The sequence below is a fragment of the Alicyclobacillus macrosporangiidus CPP55 genome (genome assembly GCF_000702485.1).
Lineage (GTDB): Bacteria > Bacillota > Bacilli > Alicyclobacillales > Alicyclobacillaceae > Alicyclobacillus_H > Alicyclobacillus_H macrosporangiidus_B.
On record NZ_JNIL01000001.1, the window covers coordinates 3,181,125 to 3,200,277 of the forward strand.

At 51.8% G+C, this 19,153-nt stretch carries 20 protein-coding genes and 3 pseudogenes; 17 read left to right on the forward strand and 6 right to left on the reverse strand.

From position 1 onward, the window contains the following. Positions 1-33: 33 nt before the first annotated feature. Entirely contained in the window at positions 34-540 is a 507-nt protein-coding gene (locus N687_RS0115795) for a GrpB family protein (protein WP_029422778.1), read from the forward strand. A gap of 243 nt (positions 541-783) precedes the next feature. Here the strand turns inward: N687_RS0115795 and N687_RS0115800 are convergent, their stop codons facing one another. Beyond that, positions 784-1,683: a PhzF family phenazine biosynthesis protein gene (locus N687_RS0115800; protein WP_029422779.1), complete on the reverse strand. Its 900-nt coding sequence runs from the start codon at positions 1,681-1,683 to the stop codon at positions 784-786. Between the two features lie 118 nt (positions 1,684-1,801). Between N687_RS0115800 and N687_RS0115805 the strand changes: the two genes are divergently transcribed. Then, entirely contained in the window at positions 1,802-2,677 is an 876-nt protein-coding gene (locus N687_RS0115805; protein WP_035462411.1) for a LysR substrate-binding domain-containing protein, read from the forward strand. A gap of 72 nt (positions 2,678-2,749) precedes the next feature. Here the strand turns inward: N687_RS0115805 and N687_RS24045 are convergent, their stop codons facing one another. Together N687_RS24045 and N687_RS0115810 are read right to left on the reverse strand one after the other, a co-directional pair. After that, on the reverse strand, positions 2,750-3,397 hold the full coding sequence (locus tag N687_RS24045) for a hypothetical protein (RefSeq protein WP_197029300.1): 648 nt from the start codon (positions 3,395-3,397) through the stop codon (positions 2,750-2,752). Beyond that, positions 3,328-3,858, reverse strand: coding sequence for a class I SAM-dependent methyltransferase (locus N687_RS0115810; protein WP_051663332.1), 531 nt, complete (start codon positions 3,856-3,858; stop codon positions 3,328-3,330). Before N687_RS0115810 ends, N687_RS24045 begins: the two co-directional genes overlap by 70 nt. 751 nt (positions 3,859-4,609) lie before the next feature. Here N687_RS0115810 and N687_RS23350 point away from each other — a divergent pair. Then, positions 4,610-5,146 (forward strand): RNA polymerase sigma factor, encoded by a 537-nt coding sequence (locus N687_RS23350; RefSeq protein WP_197029301.1) that lies wholly within the window; start codon positions 4,610-4,612, stop codon positions 5,144-5,146. Beyond that, entirely contained in the window at positions 5,103-5,945 is an 843-nt protein-coding gene (locus tag N687_RS0115815) for a hypothetical protein (protein WP_035462414.1), read from the forward strand. The genes N687_RS23350 and N687_RS0115815 overlap by 44 nt, the downstream gene beginning before the upstream one ends. Positions 5,946-6,031: 86 nt before the next feature. Here the strand turns inward: N687_RS0115815 and N687_RS0115820 are convergent, their stop codons facing one another. Next, positions 6,032-6,730 (reverse strand): Gfo/Idh/MocA family protein, encoded by a 699-nt coding sequence (locus N687_RS0115820; RefSeq protein ID WP_051663333.1) that lies wholly within the window; start codon positions 6,728-6,730, stop codon positions 6,032-6,034. 116 nt (positions 6,731-6,846) lie between these two features. Between N687_RS0115820 and N687_RS24050 the strand changes: the two genes are divergently transcribed. From N687_RS24050 to N687_RS22440, 5 genes and pseudogenes are all read left to right on the forward strand, one after another. Beyond that, on the forward strand, positions 6,847-7,176 hold the full coding sequence (locus tag N687_RS24050; RefSeq protein WP_156040184.1) for a hypothetical protein: 330 nt from the start codon (positions 6,847-6,849) through the stop codon (positions 7,174-7,176). Then, positions 7,146-7,535, forward strand: a complete 390-nt coding sequence (locus tag N687_RS0115825) for a class I SAM-dependent methyltransferase (protein WP_051663334.1) — start codon at positions 7,146-7,148, stop codon at positions 7,533-7,535. The genes N687_RS24050 and N687_RS0115825 overlap by 31 nt, the downstream gene beginning before the upstream one ends. A 54-nt stretch (positions 7,536-7,589) precedes the next feature. Beyond that, positions 7,590-7,928: a DUF523 domain-containing protein gene (locus N687_RS23355; RefSeq protein ID WP_081841473.1), complete on the forward strand. Its 339-nt coding sequence runs from the start codon at positions 7,590-7,592 to the stop codon at positions 7,926-7,928. A gap of 221 nt (positions 7,929-8,149) precedes the next feature. Further along, positions 8,150-8,515, forward strand: a pseudogene (locus N687_RS25580) (EamA family transporter); the annotation flags it as partial. A gap of 31 nt (positions 8,516-8,546) precedes the next feature. Then, complete coding sequence (locus N687_RS22440; RefSeq protein ID WP_051663337.1) at positions 8,547-8,978, forward strand: DMT family transporter; 432 nt, start codon at positions 8,547-8,549, stop codon at positions 8,976-8,978. An 86-nt stretch (positions 8,979-9,064) separates the two neighbouring features. On the opposite strand, the gene N687_RS0115840 is transcribed toward N687_RS22440, so the two are convergent. After that, a complete protein-coding gene (locus tag N687_RS0115840; protein WP_029422786.1) occupies positions 9,065-9,544 on the reverse strand; it encodes an Lrp/AsnC family transcriptional regulator in 480 nt (159 codons plus the stop codon). Between the two features lie 123 nt (positions 9,545-9,667). Between N687_RS0115840 and N687_RS23365 the strand changes: the two genes are divergently transcribed. Together N687_RS23365 and N687_RS0115850 are read left to right on the forward strand one after the other, a co-directional pair. Continuing rightward, positions 9,668-10,879, forward strand: a complete 1,212-nt coding sequence (locus N687_RS23365; protein ID WP_156040185.1) for an MFS transporter — start codon at positions 9,668-9,670, stop codon at positions 10,877-10,879. Between the two features lie 129 nt (positions 10,880-11,008). Beyond that, positions 11,009-11,806 carry a nucleotidyltransferase domain-containing protein gene (locus N687_RS0115850; RefSeq protein WP_156040186.1) on the forward strand — a complete coding sequence of 266 codons (798 nt, stop codon included), beginning with the start codon at positions 11,009-11,011 and terminating at the stop codon, positions 11,804-11,806. Between the two features lie 116 nt (positions 11,807-11,922). Here the strand turns inward: N687_RS0115850 and N687_RS25585 are convergent, their stop codons facing one another. After that, positions 11,923-12,402, reverse strand: a complete 480-nt coding sequence (locus N687_RS25585; RefSeq protein ID WP_081841475.1) for a GNAT family N-acetyltransferase — start codon at positions 12,400-12,402, stop codon at positions 11,923-11,925. Positions 12,403-12,845: 443 nt separating this feature from the next. On the opposite strand from N687_RS25585, the pseudogene N687_RS25195 reads away from it, so the two are divergent. From N687_RS25195 to N687_RS0115865, 6 genes and pseudogenes are all read left to right on the forward strand, one after another. After that, positions 12,846-13,016, forward strand: a pseudogene (locus N687_RS25195) (HTH domain-containing protein); the annotation flags it as partial. Between the two features lie 343 nt (positions 13,017-13,359). After that, the gene (locus N687_RS23380) at positions 13,360-14,343 is read left to right on the forward strand and encodes an alpha/beta hydrolase (protein WP_156040187.1); all 984 of its coding nucleotides are present in this window, start codon (positions 13,360-13,362) and stop codon (positions 14,341-14,343) included. A gap of 261 nt (positions 14,344-14,604) precedes the next feature. Then, complete coding sequence (locus N687_RS0115855; RefSeq protein ID WP_029422789.1) at positions 14,605-15,426, forward strand: alpha/beta fold hydrolase; 822 nt, start codon at positions 14,605-14,607, stop codon at positions 15,424-15,426. A 331-nt stretch (positions 15,427-15,757) separates the two neighbouring features. Beyond that, positions 15,758-16,345 (forward strand): annotated as a pseudogene (locus tag N687_RS25590) (recombinase family protein); the annotation flags it as partial. A gap of 64 nt (positions 16,346-16,409) precedes the next feature. Beyond that, the gene (locus N687_RS24900; RefSeq protein ID WP_081841478.1) at positions 16,410-17,819 is read left to right on the forward strand and encodes a hypothetical protein; all 1,410 of its coding nucleotides are present in this window, start codon (positions 16,410-16,412) and stop codon (positions 17,817-17,819) included. A gap of 53 nt (positions 17,820-17,872) precedes the next feature. Beyond that, entirely contained in the window at positions 17,873-19,117 is a 1,245-nt protein-coding gene (locus N687_RS0115865) for a Zn-dependent hydrolase (protein ID WP_029422791.1), read from the forward strand. Positions 19,118-19,153: the final 36 nt, after the last annotated feature.

Genomic DNA, 19,153 nt, shown 5'->3' on the forward strand with positions numbered 1-19,153 from the left:
TGAACAACATGTTGTGAGGGGAGGGAAGTCCCTGTGGGTTCCAATGTAACAGTCGTTGCGTACAATCCCAGTTGGGCACAGATGTTTAAACGGATACGCGATTCCATTATTCCAGTTTTAGGCTATATCCTTGTCACTGTAGAACACGTCGGGAGTACATCGGTTCCGGGTCTGGCGGCAAAGCCGATTATTGACTTAGATGCCGTAGTGTACACCCAATCTGATGTTCAGACAGCGATCCAACGGCTCGCTACCATTGGCTACGTTCACGAAGGCGATTTAGGAATTACTGGGCGAGAGGCGTTTATTCCTCCCGATGGCACACCTTGTCATCACCTGTACGTGTGCACCGCAGATAACCCCGAGTATAAGCGTCATATCATATTTCGGGATTATTTACGAAGTCATCCGCAGGACGCCAAAAGGTACGGTGATTTGAAGATGGAACTCGCACAACGATTCACTAATAATCGTGCGGCATATACAAATGGCAAGAACGACTTTGTGAAAGAGATCCTGAAACGTGCCGGTTTGGAATGACATACATGAAATGATGTCTTTTTACGACAGCAAGAACAAGATCGTCTTGATTGGCTTACTGCGTTAACGGGCAGTTTAGCGAAATTAGCGCTGCGCTTTATTGACAGTACCATGTGGTGAGGGTCGGTAAAACAATTGCAGGGGTGGAACGTTCGTTTGAACAGGTCCACTGTAAACAACTTACCACGCATGATTTCCGTCCATCGTTGCGGGAAAAACGGGCAGAAGTGTTCATTTAAGTGGTCAATCCAACTGAAGCTGGCCAGTCACTGTGATCACTGCCGCACCGCCCACGCGGATTTCAGGTGAATCCCCAGGGACTATATCCACGAAGACCATTCCGGGACGTCCCATTGAGTCTCCCTGCGCGATGCGTAACGAATGTCTTTGTTCGGAATTCAGTATTCCTTCCAGAACGAGATATCCAGCCAGAGCACCATTTGCCGCACCTGTAACGGGATCCTCCGGGATGCCCACTGCAGGGCCGAAGTCACGGGTGTAAATATCGTATGGCTCCCCTTCTTCGGCAAATGTGAACAGGTGCGTAGTCACTGCTTGTTGCTTCGTATTCATCTCGGCTAATTCGGTGAGATGAGGTTGCGCAGCATCTATGGCGGCGCGTGAAGCAACGGGGACGAGCAAGTGCCAGTTTCCCGTATAACCAAGTCGAATTGGATAGTTCGATCCAATGTCGGAAACGTTGATCCCGACGATACGGGCGACTTCCTCGGGGCTCACTTCAGTATTCCTAACGCGTGGAGCGACTTGGCGCATGAAGACGTTGTCCACATCGCCTTCTTGATTGAATGCCCATTCCACTGGAACAACACCCACGTTCGTATGAAAGGCAATTCCGGATGTGCGTGTCTTCCAACCAAATTCAGTTGCCAGCACCCATGAAGCGCCTATAGTTGCATGGCCGCAAAAGTCAATTTCGGATTTCGGGGTAAAGTACCGGATCCGATAGTCTCCTCTACGTTGATCCGGAGTCAAGAACGCTGTTTCAGACAGGTTGAGTTCCCGGGCGATGTTTTGCATATCGTCGTCCGTTAGACCCGTGGCATCTGGGACGACCCCCGCTGGATTTCCGCCAAATCTTCGGTTGGTAAAGGCATCCACATGATAAACCAGAACCTCTCTCATTGGGCACATCTCCTCACACCGATTTTCAATCCCAGTCTATTCAAACAAAATGTTCGTGTAAAATGAATGAAAATGATTAAGTCATCATGATTCATGATTTGAAGTTGAGGGATGCGAAATGGACATCAACGCCTTCAAGGTGTTTCGTACTGTCGCAGTTGAAGGAAGTGTAACCAAAGCCGCCAGACGCTTGAGCTACGTGCAGTCGAATGTGACAGCTCGAATTCAACAATTGGAAAAGGAATTAGGTGTCCCCCTGTTTTATCGAGAGCATCGGAAGATGACCTTGACTCCCGCAGGACAGACGCTGCTTCCATATGCAAACCAGTTACTGCGAATTCTCGATGAAGCGAAAACGGCTGTCCTTGATTCGTCTGTCCCACATGGTCCGCTGTCCATTGGTGCGATGGAATCAACGGCTGCCGTCCGACTGCCGGAGATTATTGCTCAATATCACCAACTACACCCTCAGGTGGAGCTACAAGTGCTGACGGCACCAACGGAAGTCCTAATTGAGGCGGTTTTTGAGCGCGAGATCGAAGGAGCGTTCGTCGATGGCCCTGTCCATCATCCTGACCTTGTGGACGAACTGACATTCGAAGAGCGGTTGGTACTCGTGACGTCGCCTTCCGATGATCGGTTGGAGGATGTTCTGAGCGAACCCCTCCTGATGCCCTTCAAACGCTGTGTCTACCTTGAGCGATGGCAGCGCTGGTTGAAGGAACAAGGTCATCGTCCCGCGAGAGTCATGGAATTTGGGACCCTTGATGGAATTTTCGGCTGTATTGAGAATGGCTTTGGAGTGACCGTGGTTCCTTATTCCGTCATCGCCGCTGTTGCAAACCAGAGGCGGGTTCGCTGTTTTCCGATTCCTGATCCGCATGGTGTTGTTCCAACGGTGTTCATGCGGCGCAGAGATCTGTACGTCACAACTGCGTTGCGTACATTTATTGACTTTGCGCGTTCCTTGCTCAGTAAAGTCAGTCAACGTTGAGTTGGTTATCAATGGCTTAGAAAACGCCTTGAATGAGTTTGGAATATCCGCAGCAGAAAGGAACCCTTGGTTTTATCCGAGTATTGGAGAGTATGCCTGTTTGCTTGAGAAGCAGGGCTCTCGAGTGCACTCTTTTATCGCCGTAACAATTCCTTGCGTATCATGCGGGCTGACAACATAGTGACCGTATTTCCGCAGGATGTTAGCCGCCGTTCCTTTCTCATCCGTTATACCTAAAATTCTCTTCCCTGCTCCTAAATAGTCCACAAGCTTAGATGCCAAAAAAGGATTGATCCCAGTCTTGGAAGGGGCGTCGATCAACAAGAGAACATCGCTCTTTGTCATCAGGTTGAGACTTTCGAAGTACGTTACTCTACTGCGGGTGATCGTCACGGGTGATTTATCAACCATGTCAGCAAATTTGGATTCAATGTTGCCATAAAAATTGACCTTTACATGGTTCAGGAGAGTTGGAGTGGTACGAGCAATATGCTCTAACGCCTTGATAAATGGCTCGGGTGAGCGAGCACCGTAAAAGTCGCCAAAATACGCAAAGGAAACGGTAGGCGGGGTGTCGAGTGTTTTTTCATGCGTGTTTTGACTGTAGAGCTCGGGAACGTAGTGGTGCGGTAATACGGTTGATTTGTCCCTTATGTTAAGAGAAGTGTACTCCTGGTCGTAAAGGTCCAAGATTTCTTCCGTTGGGAAAACAATCGGCATGGCGGACTACTTGTTCCCCCCGGCTTCAAAAAGCAGTATATGACTTTCGCCCATTCTTTAAGGTCCTCGATCCAGCACAGCACGCCATAGGAGGTGAACACGATGTCGAACTCGTCTGTTAAGACTTTGGGTAAGGACAGGATGTCGGAGCAAATGAATTCGGCATCCAGTCCCACTTCGTCGTTCAATTTCCTGGCAAGTTCAATGGCTTTGTCGGAAAAGTCTACTCCGACCACCTTCACCCCAGTTCTTGCCCATGACAGAGAGTCAAGCCCGAAATGACATTGTAGATGTAGCATCCGCTTACCCTGGATATTGCCGAGTTCCAATAGTTCTACAGGGTGTAACGTCGAATTGCCTCCCAAGAACTCCTTCAATCGATAAGCATCGGACTTGCTGTGAATGCCAACTAACTCGTTCCACCTTGCTTTATTCACGCTCAGATAATCGAACTGTTTCATTCACAATAGCTCCTTTATGGATGAACTTAGATATGAAAAAGCCGTTCAGAGCGTATGCCCCGAACGGCACCTTGTAGTATGCTTGCCAAGAAAGAACTATCCGTAAAGAGCAAGCACGCTAACCGGATTGCCGAAAAAGGGCATACGTATCCCGTTAGGTACTACTGCGGGTCCAAATAGTCGCAGAGGACACCACCACGGCAACCTCATTAGCGTGCTCCCTCCTCTCATTCATTCGTTTTCATGATATGAAAAATATGGTACATAGTCAATGGCGAATTAGTCCTTCGTTCTTGCGTTAACGGGGGCTTTAGTTCAACAACGCCCCCCGTCTGATCCTGCATTGGCATGCAAAACTCGGTATATCGGAACGCCGCGTTTTTCTTCATTTTCAAGTTGTGGAAGACAACTCCCTCTGAAACACCTCCTGACCTCGTTCCGTGCCCACGGTTGATTTACCGATTGGACAGGGAATCACAAGGCGGGCCTTACTGGTTTTCACTCCTCGATTGCGAATTCCTGAAGCCACCTTATCCGGCGTGGCAGGGAATGTCCTCTTGAGTTTTCCCGAGATTCTGTTATTAAAGTGGGGGATCGTCAACACCTGTTCGTCTCCTAAACTAGTACATCTAGGCATCAATGGGACATACGATAGGGTGACTAGTCCCTCAATCAAATAGAAACGTTGGTGTTGGTGAAACAAAAACTAAGTGATTTGCATCATACGTACGAAAGGACGGTGAAGTGAATCTTGGAACCAGAAGAGCAACTCCGGACATGGGTGCGGCTCTATACAGAGCGTCTGGTACGTCTGGCGTACACGTATGTTAGGGACCAGGCCACTGCCGAAGACCGTGTTCAGGATGCATTCATACAGGCGTACGCCTCAATGAACCAACTGAAGAATCCAGGAAACCCGTTTCCGTGGCTTGCACGAATTGTCATCAATGAGTGCCGGTCCTTCCGAAGAAAAGGTTGGCGTGAGGTCACTGTTTCTGTACTTCCAGAAAGGAGCAGGGCTGGTGTAGAAGAGACCTATTTACGCGATGCCGAGTTTCGTGAAGTACACCATGCTTTGCAGTCTCTTCCGGCAAAGTACCGGACTCCGATTATTCTGTTTTACTTTGAAGGGTTGAGTACCCAGGATATCGCAGAGGTACTTGAAACAAATGCCGGGACGGTTAGAACACGACTGGCTCGCGGTCGCAAGTTGCTCAGCAGACTTTTGCAAGAAGGTGAAGACGATGAGCTTAGACCTGAAACTCAAGGGTGCAAAACGCTGCTATGAACAAATTACAGTTGATACGGACGCCTTTGAAAGGCGGTTGTTTCAGTCCCTGGCTGGCAATGACCGTTTGGTGAAACGCAAGTGGACACGCAACAAGAAGATTGCTGCTATCGGGGTTCTGCTTGTAGTGTTGCCACTTGCTGGCTTTACCTATGTCGACTACTTCGTATGGGGCGGGGCATACTTTCAGACTAGTGGCAATATGAACGGTCCTTATTCCTTAGCCGCAGACCCTTCTTTCGTCGACAAGACGCTGACACAACCCGGCACGGAAACTTTTCCTTTGTCCCAAGCTCATGAGATAGCGAACTTTCCTATACGAGAACCTGACACGATTGATGGTTGGACAAGGATCCTGAGCCAAGGTGTGGAGTTTCCGCTGTACAATTATCGTGACAATGAGCTGGTGAGCGTGACGAAAACACCCTTTCAATACGTGGACATCTATACAAATGATAAAGGGCAAAGGGTAGCTGTAACGCAGCAGCATCTCGACTCCATGTCGAAGGCGTACAAAAAACCACAGGATCCGTCATTTGATTCGGGCGGGGGTGTTTATTGGGATTTCGGCAAAGATACTACGCAACTTCAGGGATTTTCAGGGGACCTTGCGTGGCTTGTCTCTGCAAAATGGTCGGATTTGAAGATTAACAAACCGGGCGGCTTTGCGAATGTCATTGTCTTGCATCCTGAGACGAACGGAAGTGTAACTGAGATTGTGATTGACGAGTACGGTGGCGTCAGTTCGGACGTTCTTGAATCGTTTGCTCACCAGTATTTGCAGGCGCCAATCAAATGACTCAACACGTTGCTAAAGACCATGATGGAGTATTGGAAGCACCGTATCTCCTCGGCCGACGCCGAATTAGAGATCATTATCCGGCCTCAACCGAGGAGTTGCGAGGTGTGCTCGGTTTGACAGTTGACGCCGTCCGTTCGCTGGCTTTCGGTCCAGGTGCTGTGGACGTGATTTATCGTCTGCCCCTGAATGGTGGCAAACGGGCCGAACCAATGACAAAGGGCGTCAATGACATGGGATCCAATGGCACCAAGCATGCCACCACCTTCTTCGGCCAACCAGTGCCACGATGCTTCGCTCTCCCGGATCTGCGGCCAAAGGGGCCAAACTTCCGACCAATTCACCTGGATGATGTCCCCCAGTTGGCGACCGTTCAGGATCCGTTGGACAGCCTGACGCTCCGGCAGATACCGCCACTCGAAGTTCATCGCTGCAACCCTGGCGCTTCCATGCGAGACCTCGGCCATCCTCTCGGCCTCCGATCCGTTAAGGGCAGGCGGCTTCTCGCAGAGTACGTGATGCGAGGTGGAAAGCGCATGCTCCACCATTTCCGCATGAAGACCGGGTTTGGTGGCAATCACAATCAAATCCAATCCACCGGCGTTCATCATCTGTCGCCAATCATCGTACGCATTCGGTATGCCAAGATCGACGGCCACGTCTGTAGCTCGTCCAGGACGCATACTGGCAATGGAAACGAGATCGTACTTAGGGTGCTGTTTGAGAATTGGGGCATGGACGGTGGCACCGAAACCGGTCCCAATGATGCCAACACGTATCGGCATCGCAAAACTCCTTTCCTCGACTGTAACATCACGAGATATTCTATTTGAACTATCGCATACCCAGGCGGTACGGTAAACTTTTCTATATCGATGATGGACCTTGACGAGGGGCCCTCATGAAAACATCGATTCCTGAAGAGGGAGTCCATTTGACTACATTGATGAATTCATATTGGAACGCCAGGTACGCAAACGGCCGCATCTGGGGTGATGATCCATGTCCCTCCGCTTTGATGGCAAACGAGCATTTCAGATCGGCGAACGTGAAAGATCTGCTCGTGCCGGGTTGTGGGTACGGCCGGAACAGTGTTTTCTTTGCAGAAAAAGGCTATCGAGTAACGGCGTTTGATGTATCTGATGTATCGAACTGGCCACTGCGCAGGCTAGGGAACGTTCTATCGACATCGATTACGCAGTGGGGGACATTTTTGACGCCGTATTTCTGACTGGGAAGGAGTTTGACGGGATATATCTGTCCAACGTGCTTCACCTGTTTTTGGCAGCCGAACGGGACAAACTAGTCCGTCGACTGACTTCACTCCTGAAACGAGGCGGTATTTTTGCGTTCTCTTGTATTTCAGTTTTCGACACGAACAACTACGGGATTGGCCCTGAAGTTGAGCCGAATACATTTGAGAAACATGAGGGAAAGCCTCTGCATTTTTTTGATGAGATAGAGATTCGGACGATGCTTGAAGCGGACTACAAGATTTTGGAACAGAAGCTTCATGTTCAAACTGAAGCTGACCCGAGTGGCGAGACCGAGGATTTGCAGCTCAGGTTCGTAGCTGCACAAAAGTTGTAGGCGAATCGAGGTATCACTTCGACAGTACGTCTGTTCAAATTGGTGGTGGAAGGCATGAAGGTAGTCAGCGCATGCTTGGCAGGATGTAAATGTCGATACGACCAAAGAGCAGCGACGGGCCACGATATTGAGGCGATGGTTCGTTCAGGAGAGGCGATATCAGTCTGCCCTGAGCAAATGGGAGGTCTACCTACGCCAAGGAATCCCGCCGAAGTTGTCGGCGGTGACGGATTTTATGTGCTCGACGGGAGAGCCAAGGTCATCGACTCACAGGGCAATGGTGTTACCGATGAATTTATTCGTTGTGCTGAACAGGCACTTCGACTTGCACAAATGGTAGTTGAGGTGGTGTTCCGCAAAGTCTGCGTGCAAAAAACCGCTGCGGTTTTCTGAGGTTTGGACTTCGCATGTGGCGTCCTTAAAGGTAATTTTGCATCTCAGACTTTTAGTGAAACAATTAACTAAGAATGGATAGAGAGAGGGAGGAAGTGGAGTGGAGTATATTTTTGAACGGGTAAGTTTCGAGGTGTTGAATCAAAATCACGAAAACAAAAAACGTATTTATTTCGGTCGGGAAGGGGATTTGGAACTCACGGTGGACGGCGGACATTTCCCTGCTGCTGGTTGCTCTCATCTGGGGAACCACGTACGTTGCCTCGAAGGATGTTGTCTCATCCGTACCCGTTTTACAGTTCCTTTTCATTCGGTTTGCTCTGACAACCCTTCTCATGTTGCCGATGACCTTCGGTGCCATACGAAGTGCTGACCGCTCAACGTGGCTCACCGGTCTTGTGTTTGGCCTGTTTCTCTTTGCAATCTTTACATTGGAGACGTACGGGGTGGCGAATACCTCGGCTGCCAATGCCGGATTCATCATTAGCTTGTTTGCTGTGATGGTTCCCCTGATAGACAGCATCGTTTACCGCAGGCGGGCGAAACTAGGGCTTCTTGGTGCTGTCGTGTTATCCGTCTTGGGCACGGCTTTGCTCACGTTGCGTGGGGCTCAGATTCATGTCAATCTTGGAGACTTGCTGGGTTCTGGGAGCGGCACTCTGTCGAGCGAGCCAAATGACGTTGACGAAGAAAATGACGGACGGGAAACAGGTGGATTCCGGGGCGCTCACCACTATCCAGCTTGGCGTCGTTGCGATTGGATCCGGCGTTGTGAGTATGTTTCAACACCCATCTCTTACAGGCTTAACGCTTTCGTTTTGGCTCATCACAGGGTATCTTGCAGTTTTTGCAACGATGTTCGCATTTTTCATCCAGATGACTATGATTCGGCGGACGTCGCCCGCTCGAGTGGCGGTTCTGATGAGTAGTGAGCCTGTATTTGCGGCCGTGTGTTCCGTGCTGCTTCTTGGAGAACATCTCTCCGTTGTAGAGATGGTGGGTGGGTTGTGTATCGTGGCCGCCATGCTATGGGGGAGGAGGATTTCTTAACAATACTTTGGAAATCTGGAGCGACTCAAATCGTCCATCGTAAACATACGATCGTGCGTACCAAGCGAAACACTGCACAGCACGAATTACGTTATTCGTGGATCGCTGATAGGCCCAGTGATGGTTCGATGCTTGACTGGCGACGACAAAACGACAGAAGTATTCACTGAGCCAAATGGAATGAGGCGTTTGATCAGATCTTCCAAATGGCCAATGGAAGATACGACGGCTTTCATGATAAAGCAGTCACTCCCGGTCAAGCGGTGGCACTCGAGGATTTCATCCATATGCTGAATGGTCTCTGTCAGTCGATCGTAATTGCCACCGGATGTTGTCATCCGAATGGACACCATCATCGTCGCACCAAGCTTAAACGGGTCAACCGCTATATGATAGCCGGTAATAATCCCATCTTCCTCCAATCTCCTTACACGTTCCGCAACGGCCGGCGCCGACATATTGAGGCGTCGCCCCAGTTCGCTGTACGACAAACGGGCATCATTCTGAAGCTCAATTAAAATTCTCCAACTCACCTCATCAAGTATACTTTTCAATTCGAAACTCACCTCACAATTTACCTTCGATGCTCATGCCGAATCCTTGATTTAACTTCAATGTTACATTCGTTTTTGCAGTCCGGCAATGTAGCCTAAAAGTAAGAGGAACCTTGTCGAGTGAGGTGGATATCCGTGGCTCAACAACTAGAACATGCTTCAGAACAATACATGACACAGAATACAGTTGCACTGTTATGGCCTGCGGTGACATTGCTCATTGGAATTTTTGCTATCGGCATGGACGAGTTGGTGATTTCACCATTGCTGATTGATGTGTCAAACACGTTCCACAGTTCATTAAGCGTCACGGCGCTATCGGTGAGCATCTACGGTCTCACGATTGCCATTTCTGCACCCATTGTTTCTCCACTTGGTGACCAAATCCCACGCCGTACACTAATGTTGGGTACATTGGTTGGATTCATTGTGGCCTCAGCAGTTTGTGCTGTTGCGCCCAACATGCTCGTTCTGCTTATCGGAAGAGCATTGTCCGGGATGGCAGCAGGTGCCTTTGTTCCGTCTGCATACGCATACGTAGGTGATAGCGTCCCCTTTACGCATCGGGGAAGAGTTATGGGTGTGGTACTGTCTGGTTGGGCGGCGGCACTGCTGATCGGTGTGCCCTTCGGTGGATGGGTTGGCGGACAATTGGGATGGAGAGCTACCTTTGTCTCAATTGCCATTCTCGCTGTAGTTGCCACATGCCTCATGTTTCGCCTTCCGCAAGTTCATGCGGTCACAGATTCAAGTGTTCAGGCACGGGAACATGAGAGTTTTATGCAAGCCTGTTGGAAAGTGGTTCAAATACCCGGCGTTTTGCCACTCGTATTGGTGACATTCTGCGATATGTTTGGCTTTTATGGGGCCTATACCTTTTTGGGGAGTTTCGTTCGCTCCTCACAACACTTTGGAACGGCAGTAGCCGGTGAACTTATCATACCATACGGAATCGGGTTTGCTTTGAGCCCCTTGACGGGGCGTTTCGCCGACCGCTTTGGTCACCGCAGGTCACTGCTTATCGCACTGTTCCTATTGGCAGCCGTTTTAACCTCACTTCCGCATCTAGGTCAGAGTGTCCTCTTTCTGACGCCGGTGCTCCTTGTCTGGGGTATTGGACAAAGCACTGCCTTGACGACCCTAAGTACACTTTTAACCGAAGCCTCCCAGGAACATCGTGGACAGGTGATGGGGTTATACAGTTTCGCAACCAACATGGCGGTGGCTTTGGGCTCCTCGCTGATGGGATCCATTTACACAATGTACGGATATGTATCTGTCGGCATGGTCTGTGCGGTCATCTCACTGATAGGGGCCGTATTAACAATTACTTTGCGAGACAATTGATCACTTGCGGTCATTGGTACTCTCCAGTGCAAATCAGTAAACCGTCGCAAGTTCGTCCATAGTGATTGTGAATTCTGTATACTTTAGAAAGGTAAATCCATGGTTCGTCTTGGAGAGTGGAATACCGTCATGATTGAATGGGATCTGTGGGTGAATCGCCTAAGAAAAGTGGAACCATCCGCCGTGGCGATATTGTTGTTCGGTAGCCGAGCCCTCGGAAACGAGGGTCCGTATAGCGATGTGGATCTTCGAGTGATTACGGCTCGTGAGCCTGAGGTACGTGACCGAATCTATTTCGAGGAGTATGGTGGACGGCTTGTCCATTTTTCCATCGGCAGCCGGTCTATTTCTGAGTTGATGCGTCTTTGCCAGGACCCTGAGCGTTGGGCATGGATGAAACCGACTTATACCTCGGCCAAAGTGTTGTGGGACTCCACTGGGATCTTCGATGTGTTGAATCAGATCATCGAGGCGAACACGCCGAAGCGTTATCCCTACGTGGAAGACTTACAGTATGCTCTCGAGACCCTTGTCGAGTACGTTACGAAGGTAAAAAACGCTCATGCTGCGGCGGATTTCGCTCGTGCAGCCTATTTCGCCCAGAAGGTCGGCGAGTACGCATGGCGCACATGCCGAACATATAGTGAATCTCCACGTCTCATGGCTGGGGAGTCCCAAGCATTTGAGGACCGACTTGAGATTGGGAAAGATATTCCTGGATATGTCGAAAACATCGAGGTTTGTCTAGGATTACGGCCACACACCCGAACCATCGACGACATTCTATTCGCCAGTGTCAGACTTGCTGTGGGGGTAGTGGACTGGATTCACACAGTGGCTCCACGTCTAGAGATCTCCGTTTCCCTCCTTGAATTACTGGATTTGGGGAAGGTTCGACAGTACCTTCTGCAGGACAATGTGCGGTAGATTCCAGTGATCGAAAGGAACATAGAGCGGATAATGTGACCCAATCAGGTAAGCTACGGTGGATACCCTGCACGTCGGCTTCAAGGCGGGGTAAAGATTTTTGGCGAAACTGGTTCTTAAATCGACTTCGCCATTGTCCAAACTACCAAATGTACGTCGGGGCTCTTTACGACAATCTGTTCGTCTATTATGCGGTATCCGATAGATTCATACAAATAGACATTGCGTGGAATCGATGCCCGAACTGTACAACGGAGCTCGTTGATCCCATTCTCTTTCGCAAAGCCCTCCATCCACCTGAGTACCAATCGGGCGTATCCTCGGCCTTGATAGGCTCTACGAACTGCCAAACGTGAAAAGTAAAGATGGTCTGTAAGTCGGAAGCGTACGGAAAGTACCGGTTCTCCGTGAAAGAGGCCAATCGCAGCCTGAATTGAACCATTCATCAGCGCCGTTCGAATCTGTTCCGGTGTTTCATCAAATGCGCTGGAGGATCCAGGGACGTGTCTGTACTCCTCCCAGGCATCTTGTGTTATCGTGTGAATCAGTTCGTCGTCGGATGGGGTGGCAAGTCGGAATGTTAGTAGTTCGTTCATGGAAACGGAATCGCCCCTCTCCTTACGGTGACTATTTGCCGATATCTGACAAGCCCTTTTCGCCAGATACAATTCGAAATATAGCTCATATCGCTAAGATGGCCAACCACTTATGCATTGTTTTCTAACATGATTGGCTGGTTCGCCTGACGGTCCATCGAGCCGACAGACTCACCTGAACCGGCTCTATAGGAACCAGGGTAATGTTTGATTCCACGAGTAGTTGATATGACCTCTGCAGAAGTGTGAATGCGAGTTGCATGCACAACTTCTTTTGCATCAAGAGATATCTGAAATCTCAGGCGAAAATGTACAATTGACGATGAAGTAATCGTGCGTGTGAGGCCGCTAAATGGGAGGGCGTCATACATAACCTGCTCCTGAACATCAATCGTTGAAATTCCTCAATTTAGAGATCTATTTCAAACGAGGAGAGTCACTCTATGCCCAAGGCAGGCAATATGCTTTCCGTGCTGTGGCTACTTCATTTAAGAAAGAGAATAACGGCTGCTGAAATCGCAAAGGAACTCGAAATAAGTATTCGTACCGTGTATCGATGTATACATGGCCGGAACGAACATGGACTCGACGAACGGTGCCCAAGTTTGGTCCCTCCCAAATGTCTAACACTCTCATCTTTCCCTACGCAGCAAAAGTCGATACATGCTGGATGCCAAGGCTGTCACTGAGACACAGCATACTTGTGCACCGTCCCGTCGTCTTTACGCACGCACCACACGGCGTCAGCCTCAACAGCGTCTACGGCGGGACTATGTTCCACAGCAAACTTCTCGACCGCTTCATTGAAAGTTCCTCCCAGTCACGTGTATTCCGCGGTTTCATTTACTTACACAAAAATGAGGCGGTCACTTAGGCATGACTGCCGCATATTTATTCGAGTCGTATGTGTTATGCTTGTTGCAGTAATGGGCAGGTGAGTTCAACAAGAGGTTCAGGTTGATATCGGCTAGAATAAAGTTAAATAATATTTTGAAGGAGATCTTTATGGGACTTCGTCCGCATGTTAAATCATTTTTAGAGTCGATTCCGAAGGAAGACTCTACACTGATATCAAACGTAATAGAGTTACGCCGTAACCAAATGTCAAGAGTTATTCCTGCCAATCAGCGACCTTACGTCTGGCATGTTGAAGATATATCCATTCCTGCCCAAGAGCGGGAGATTCCTATCCGCATTTACACTCCCAACACTCAACAGCTACTTCCACTGCTTGTGTACTTTCATGGTGGGGGATTTTGTATTGGCAGTCTTGAGAGTCATGACGTGATATGTCGTCGTTTGGCAAATGAGTTAGGTTGGAAAGTTATTGCCGTAGACTACAGACTCGCTCCAGAAAACCCATTTCCCGCAGGAGTGGAAGACTGCTATGCAGTGACAAAATGGTGCGCTGAAAATGCATCTTACTTGAACGTGAACCCCTCAGTAATTGCGGTTGGAGGAGACAGTTCTGGCGGGAACTTTGCAACGGTTGTAACTTTGATGGCACGTGACCGAGGAACTCCTTCTATTTGTAAACAGGTGTTGATTTGTCCTAACACGGATTTTTACCAATCCCATATTCCAACGAAATATGCATCCTATGCTGAATGTGGTTCAAAGTATCTCACAACTGAACGAGGTATTAGTCAATTTTGGTCATGGTACATACAAAATACTAACTTAGCTTGTCATCCTTATGTATCACCAGTGCAGGCAACAGACTTAACCGATTTACCTCCTGCGCTTATCATTACTGCAGAGTACGATCCATTAAGGGACGAAGGAGAAGCGTACGCTCGCAGACTTGACGAATCGGGTGTGCCTGTTATAGCAATCCGATATGAGGGCACAATTCACGGATTTTTGGGGGTTTTTGCAGATAACGAAGAGGGGCGAGAAGCCTATTCAGCGATTAGACAGTTTCTTACAAGTTCAAAATGACGGTGAAGATGAGGAAACGTAAGTTAGTGTTTCTGTCGTTTACGGGGGCGAATCTGCAGTAACGCCAAATTACAGTGTTGCATGCTTATGCGTTCATTTTACATGACTATGCATGTCTGGAACTACGCTTATGGAATTAAGGGCAGGAAAGTTCAATGTAACAGCTGCGGCTACTCGTCTCTTGACAACAGAACATATGTTTGTGTATTGTTGTGCGGAAATTACTGTCATGGAACTACAGATGAAAGGAAGTAAGGTTAGTTGTCGATCAATTATAAGGTCATTGGAGAAGGATATCCTGTTGTCATGCTGCATGGTTGGACCTTGGACCATCAGGTGTTACTCCATGCGATGGAACCAATATTCGAGAAACGGAATGGTTGGAAGCGGATATATATAGATTTACCAGGTATGGGTCGTTCTGAGCCTCAGCCGTCCATCCAGAACTCTGATGGAATGCTGGAAACCGTTTTACACTTTCTTGACAATGTCATTCCGAATGAACAATTAGTGGTTTGCGGCTATTCATATGGAGGGCTTATTGCTCGCGGTATAGTTCATTTACGCAGAAACTTAGTCCGTGGCCTTTTGCTCATTGCTCCGGTGATTGTTTCGGAACCCGCTGAAAGAGTCTTGCCTGAGCAGCAGATTTTAAGGAGGGACCCCATTCTAATATCCCGGTTGTCATCGGAAGATGCTGCCGAATTTGAATCGGTGGCAGTATTACAGGGGCAACAAGAGTGGGAGAGGTTCCGTGAAGAAATCTTGATCCCTTCTAGAAACGCTAATCACGAGTTTTTAGATCGAGTTCGCCAAAACGGCTATGGATTCACGTTTGATATCGATGCCAACTCACCCCCATTTGAGCATCCAACGTTGATTATTACTGGCCGACAGGATCACGTTGTCGGGTTCCAGGATGCGTGGCGATTGATTGAAAATTATCCAAGAGGGACCTTTGCAGTGCTTGACATGGCAGGTCATAACCTGCAGATTGAGCAGCCGGATGTCTTTAGGGCATTGGTGGACAACTGGCTCGACAGACTTGAGTCAGGGCCTTTAAAGGAATATCGGTCCAAGTGAATCAGTTGTGTCGCTAACGGGGGCGAATGTCCTATAAGCCCGGATGTAGCTGGTGTTTGATTATGCGGCGATTTTGCATAATCATGCATATTCGTGTTCCGTTGTTGTTGCGCTCTCGGGCAGTTATATGCAACAAGCACCTATGCATTCCTGTTCCCGCAGGAACCTGCGTCATTTGCAACGAACCCATTTTGAAAGGTCAAGATGTCGGAAGTGTTTTCTTTGTGTCGCATTATACAGGTGAAAAGAGCCCGACCAATTGTGCCATAGTCACTACTTCCACTCGTGAGGAAACCAAAAGAAACGTACTGCCAGTTAGTCATCACGCCAGTTGTCAAATCTGTTGGTGCTCACCGAGCAGATTGAGCGGCGGGGTGTGAAACTGGTCTTTACCGACTTTAACCGCGAATCGACGCCTGAGGGTGAATTGTTCTACTCCGTGCGCGGCGCCATCGCTCAGTTTGAGAAAGCAATGATCGCTCGGCGCACGCAAACCGGCAAGCTCCGCAAGGCACGAGAAGGCGGTTGGACACACTGGCCCGACATCTATGGGTATCACTACGAATCAGATACCGTGTCTATAAAGGAGGACGAAGCGGCTGTCGTTCGGCTCATCTTTAAGCTGGGCGCAGAGATGGGTGTATTCCGTATTTGTGACAGGCTCGCGGAAATGGGGATACCATCTCCGCGTGCCGGAAAATCCGTATGGAGTCAATCAACCGTCCGCCGCATTCTTACCAACGAAACGTACTACACTGGAAAGACGTATATCCGCAAGTATGCAACGCATGGTACGCATCTAAACAAATACATTGCCAGCACCGACGAGAAATACAAACGCCAACTGAGACCGCGTGATGAATGGGTCGAGATGGAGGTTCCGCCCATTATCGACGAACAAACATTCCGATTGGCCCAATTACGCCTTCAGAACATACCGCGGGAGGGGCGGTCAGCGCGTGCAAGGCGTAGGATCGGGTCGCGTGCAACTGAGATTGGGTGTGTTGGGAGCGGACGATTCGCTGGCGGAGATCACGGCGGTGGCGGCGGGATACCCGAACATCCGGCTGCAGCCCGTGGTGTATTGGGACGAGTCGGAGATTGTGGACCTGCTGCAGCCGGTGGCGGACACTGTCGACATGTGGCTGTTCAGCGGCCAGGTGCCGTACACCATCGCGAAGGCGTGGGGCGGCATCCGTGTCCCGATGTTGTACACGCCGCACACCGGCGCGGGCCTGTGGAAGGTGTTGCTGCATCTGTCGCACGAGCGCGGATGGCGCGTGACGGAGCTCAGCTTTGACACGTTTCACCCGGACGAGTTGCAGCGCCTGGCCGCGGAGGCCCGGATCGCGCCACCGGAGCATCTGTTTCATTACAGCGATGCCGTCGACGTCGACCGCATCGCCGACTTTCACTTCCGCCTGTGGCGGGAGGGCAAGACCAAGGCTGCGGTCACCTGCGTGCGGTCCTGTCAACTCAGGTTGGAGCGGTTGGACGTGCCCGCGTACCACGTGACAGCGGCGCGGGATGACATCGCGCGCGTCCTCGATCTGGCCTTGCGTATGCATGAAGCGGCTCACTTTCGGGACGCCCAGATTGCGGCGCAGACGATGGTGTTTACGCCTCGCGGCGGGACGAGCTCATGCCCGGTCGGCCCGGACAGTTCTGCGGATTCACGGACGGCGGAGGCGGGGCGCGGTCTCGAGCCGGCGGATGCCGGCGCCCGCTGGGCGCGAGTCCGGCGTTACGCGTGCCGGCTCGCCGGGACCGTGAAGGCGGCCGAGGACGGGGTGTACACCGTATTGACGACACGCGGCATCCTGTCGGCTCAAACGGCTGATTTTCGGACTTACCCGGAGGCGGCCGCCGCATTGGACGAGCCCGGGTGTGATGTCACCGCTGGCATCGGCGTTGGGCGGACCGTCGCCGAGGCGGAGGCCCACGCCCGCGCGGCCCTGCAGCACGCCCGGCAGGCGGGGCCTGGTGCTTGGATGTGCGTGCTCGACGACAAGTCGGTGCGCGGGCCCCTGGCCAAAGGGCCAGGGCGCGAGGCCAGGTGCGGGATGACGTACTCGTACGCGGACGAGGGATTGCGGGCTGTCGGCGCGCAAAGCGCGCTGTCGGTGGCGACCCTGAGCAGGCTGCGGGAGGTGCTGCGCCAGCTCGGGACGGACGAGATCACGGCGTACGAGCTGGCGGATCGGTTGCAGATCCTGCCGCGCAGCGCCAGACGGCTGTTGGCGGCCCTGGAGGCGCAGGGCGTTGCCGAGGTGGTGGGAGAGGAATCTCCGTACGCGCGGGGCAGGCCGCGCAAGGTCTACCGCATCCGTCTCGGCATTGCGCAACCGGGTTGCTCTGAAAACAATGACTCGTTTCCATTGGGCAGAGAGTGATATAATCCGTATATCCCGTCTGACCAGAAATCCACCGAAATTGAGGAGAGACCATGGTTGAGGTGAATCGGCAGCGATTGTGGGACCGGCTGATGGCCCTGGCCGAGATCGGCCGCCAGCCGGACGGCGGGGTGACCCGGTTGGCGTTTACCCCGGAGTGGAGGCGAGCGAAGGAGCGCGTGGCGGGCTTCATGCGTGAAGCCGGCTTGGAGGTGCGGGAGGACACCGTCGGCAACCTGATTGGGCGCTGGCCCGGCCGGCGGCCGGAGTTACCGGTGGTCTTGACGGGATCGCACCTGGATTCGGTGTTTCACGGCGGGAACTTCGATGGTCCGCTCGGTGTGTTGGCGGCGGTGGAGGCCCTGCAGACCCTTCGGGAGAACGGGATCGAGACCGATCACCCGGTGGAGGTCGTCTCCTTTACGGATGAGGAGGGGGCGCGCTTCCGGTTCGGCATGACCGGCAGCCGTGCTGTGGCCGGGACGCTGACCGCCGAGGATCTGGAGCATCGGGACGCGGATGGCGTGTCCATCGCGGAGGCGATGCGGGCGTATGGGCTCGATCCGGCGGCTTTCCGGGAGGCGGCGAGATCGAAGGGATCCGTCAAGGCCTACGTGGAGCTGCATATCGAGCAGGGCCGGGTGTTGGAGAACGCCGGCTTGGCCGTCGGCGTGGTCAGCGGGATGGCAGGGCCCCTGTGGCTCAGGTTTACCGTCGAGGGCGAGGCTGGCCACGCCGGCGCGACGCCGATGAACCTTCGGCGCGATCCGCTCGTCGGCGCGGCGGCCATCGTTCAGGCCATCGAGGCGGAGTGTCGCCGCCACGCTCACACGGTCGGCACCGTCGGCCAGCTGCAGGTGCACCCGGGCGGCGTGAACATCATCCCGGGGCGGGTGGAGTTCACGCTGGATTTGCGCGACGTGGACGAAGCGGAGCGGGACTCGGCGGAGGCCGCCATCCTGGCGGAGGCGCGCGCGGTCTGCGCCGCGCGCGGACTTGGGCTGACGGTGGAGACGCTGCAGCGCATCCCGCCAGTACCGTGCGCGCCCGCCATCCAGCGCATCATCGGAGACGCCTGCGGGCAGCTCGGGATGCGGTCCATCACGTTGGTCAGCGGCGCTGGGCATGACGGCATGCAATTGCGCGATCTGTGCCCGGTCGGCATGGTCTTCGTGCGTTCCAAGGACGGCATCAGCCACGACCCGGCCGAATACACATCTCCGGAGGACTGCGCCGCGGGGGCGGACGTTCTGATGCACACCCTTTTGCAGTTGGCCTCCGAGGCGGTACAGGTCTGACGGGACGGGGTCTGAGCCATCGCACACAAGGGAGAG

Bases quoted from the DNA above. Each gene is read 5' to 3' on its own strand.
- N687_RS0115800 (WP_029422779.1), bottom strand. From the start codon at position 1,683: ATGAGAGAGGTTCTGGTTTATCATGTGGATGCCTTTACCAACCGAAGA.
- N687_RS0115805 (WP_035462411.1), top strand. From the start codon at position 1,802: ATGGACATCAACGCCTTCAAGGTGTTTCGTACTGTCGCAGTTGAAGGA.
- N687_RS24045 (WP_197029300.1), bottom strand. From the start codon at position 3,397: ATGCCGATTGTTTTCCCAACGGAAGAAATCTTGGACCTTTACGACCAG.
- N687_RS0115810 (WP_051663332.1), bottom strand. From the start codon at position 3,858: ATGAAACAGTTCGATTATCTGAGCGTGAATAAAGCAAGGTGGAACGAG.
- N687_RS0115815 (WP_035462414.1), top strand. From the start codon at position 5,103: ATGAGCTTAGACCTGAAACTCAAGGGTGCAAAACGCTGCTATGAACAA.
- N687_RS0115820 (WP_051663333.1), bottom strand. From the start codon at position 6,730: ATGCCGATACGTGTTGGCATCATTGGGACCGGTTTCGGTGCCACCGTC.
- N687_RS24050 (WP_156040184.1), top strand. From the start codon at position 6,847: ATGAAAACATCGATTCCTGAAGAGGGAGTCCATTTGACTACATTGATG.
- N687_RS23355 (WP_081841473.1), top strand. From the start codon at position 7,590: ATGAAGGTAGTCAGCGCATGCTTGGCAGGATGTAAATGTCGATACGAC.
- N687_RS22440 (WP_051663337.1), top strand. From the start codon at position 8,547: ATGTCAATCTTGGAGACTTGCTGGGTTCTGGGAGCGGCACTCTGTCGA.
- N687_RS0115850 (WP_156040186.1), top strand. From the start codon at position 11,009: ATGATTGAATGGGATCTGTGGGTGAATCGCCTAAGAAAAGTGGAACCA.
- N687_RS25585 (WP_081841475.1), bottom strand. From the start codon at position 12,402: ATGAACGAACTACTAACATTCCGACTTGCCACCCCATCCGACGACGAA.
- N687_RS0115865 (WP_029422791.1), top strand. From the start codon at position 17,873: ATGGTTGAGGTGAATCGGCAGCGATTGTGGGACCGGCTGATGGCCCTG.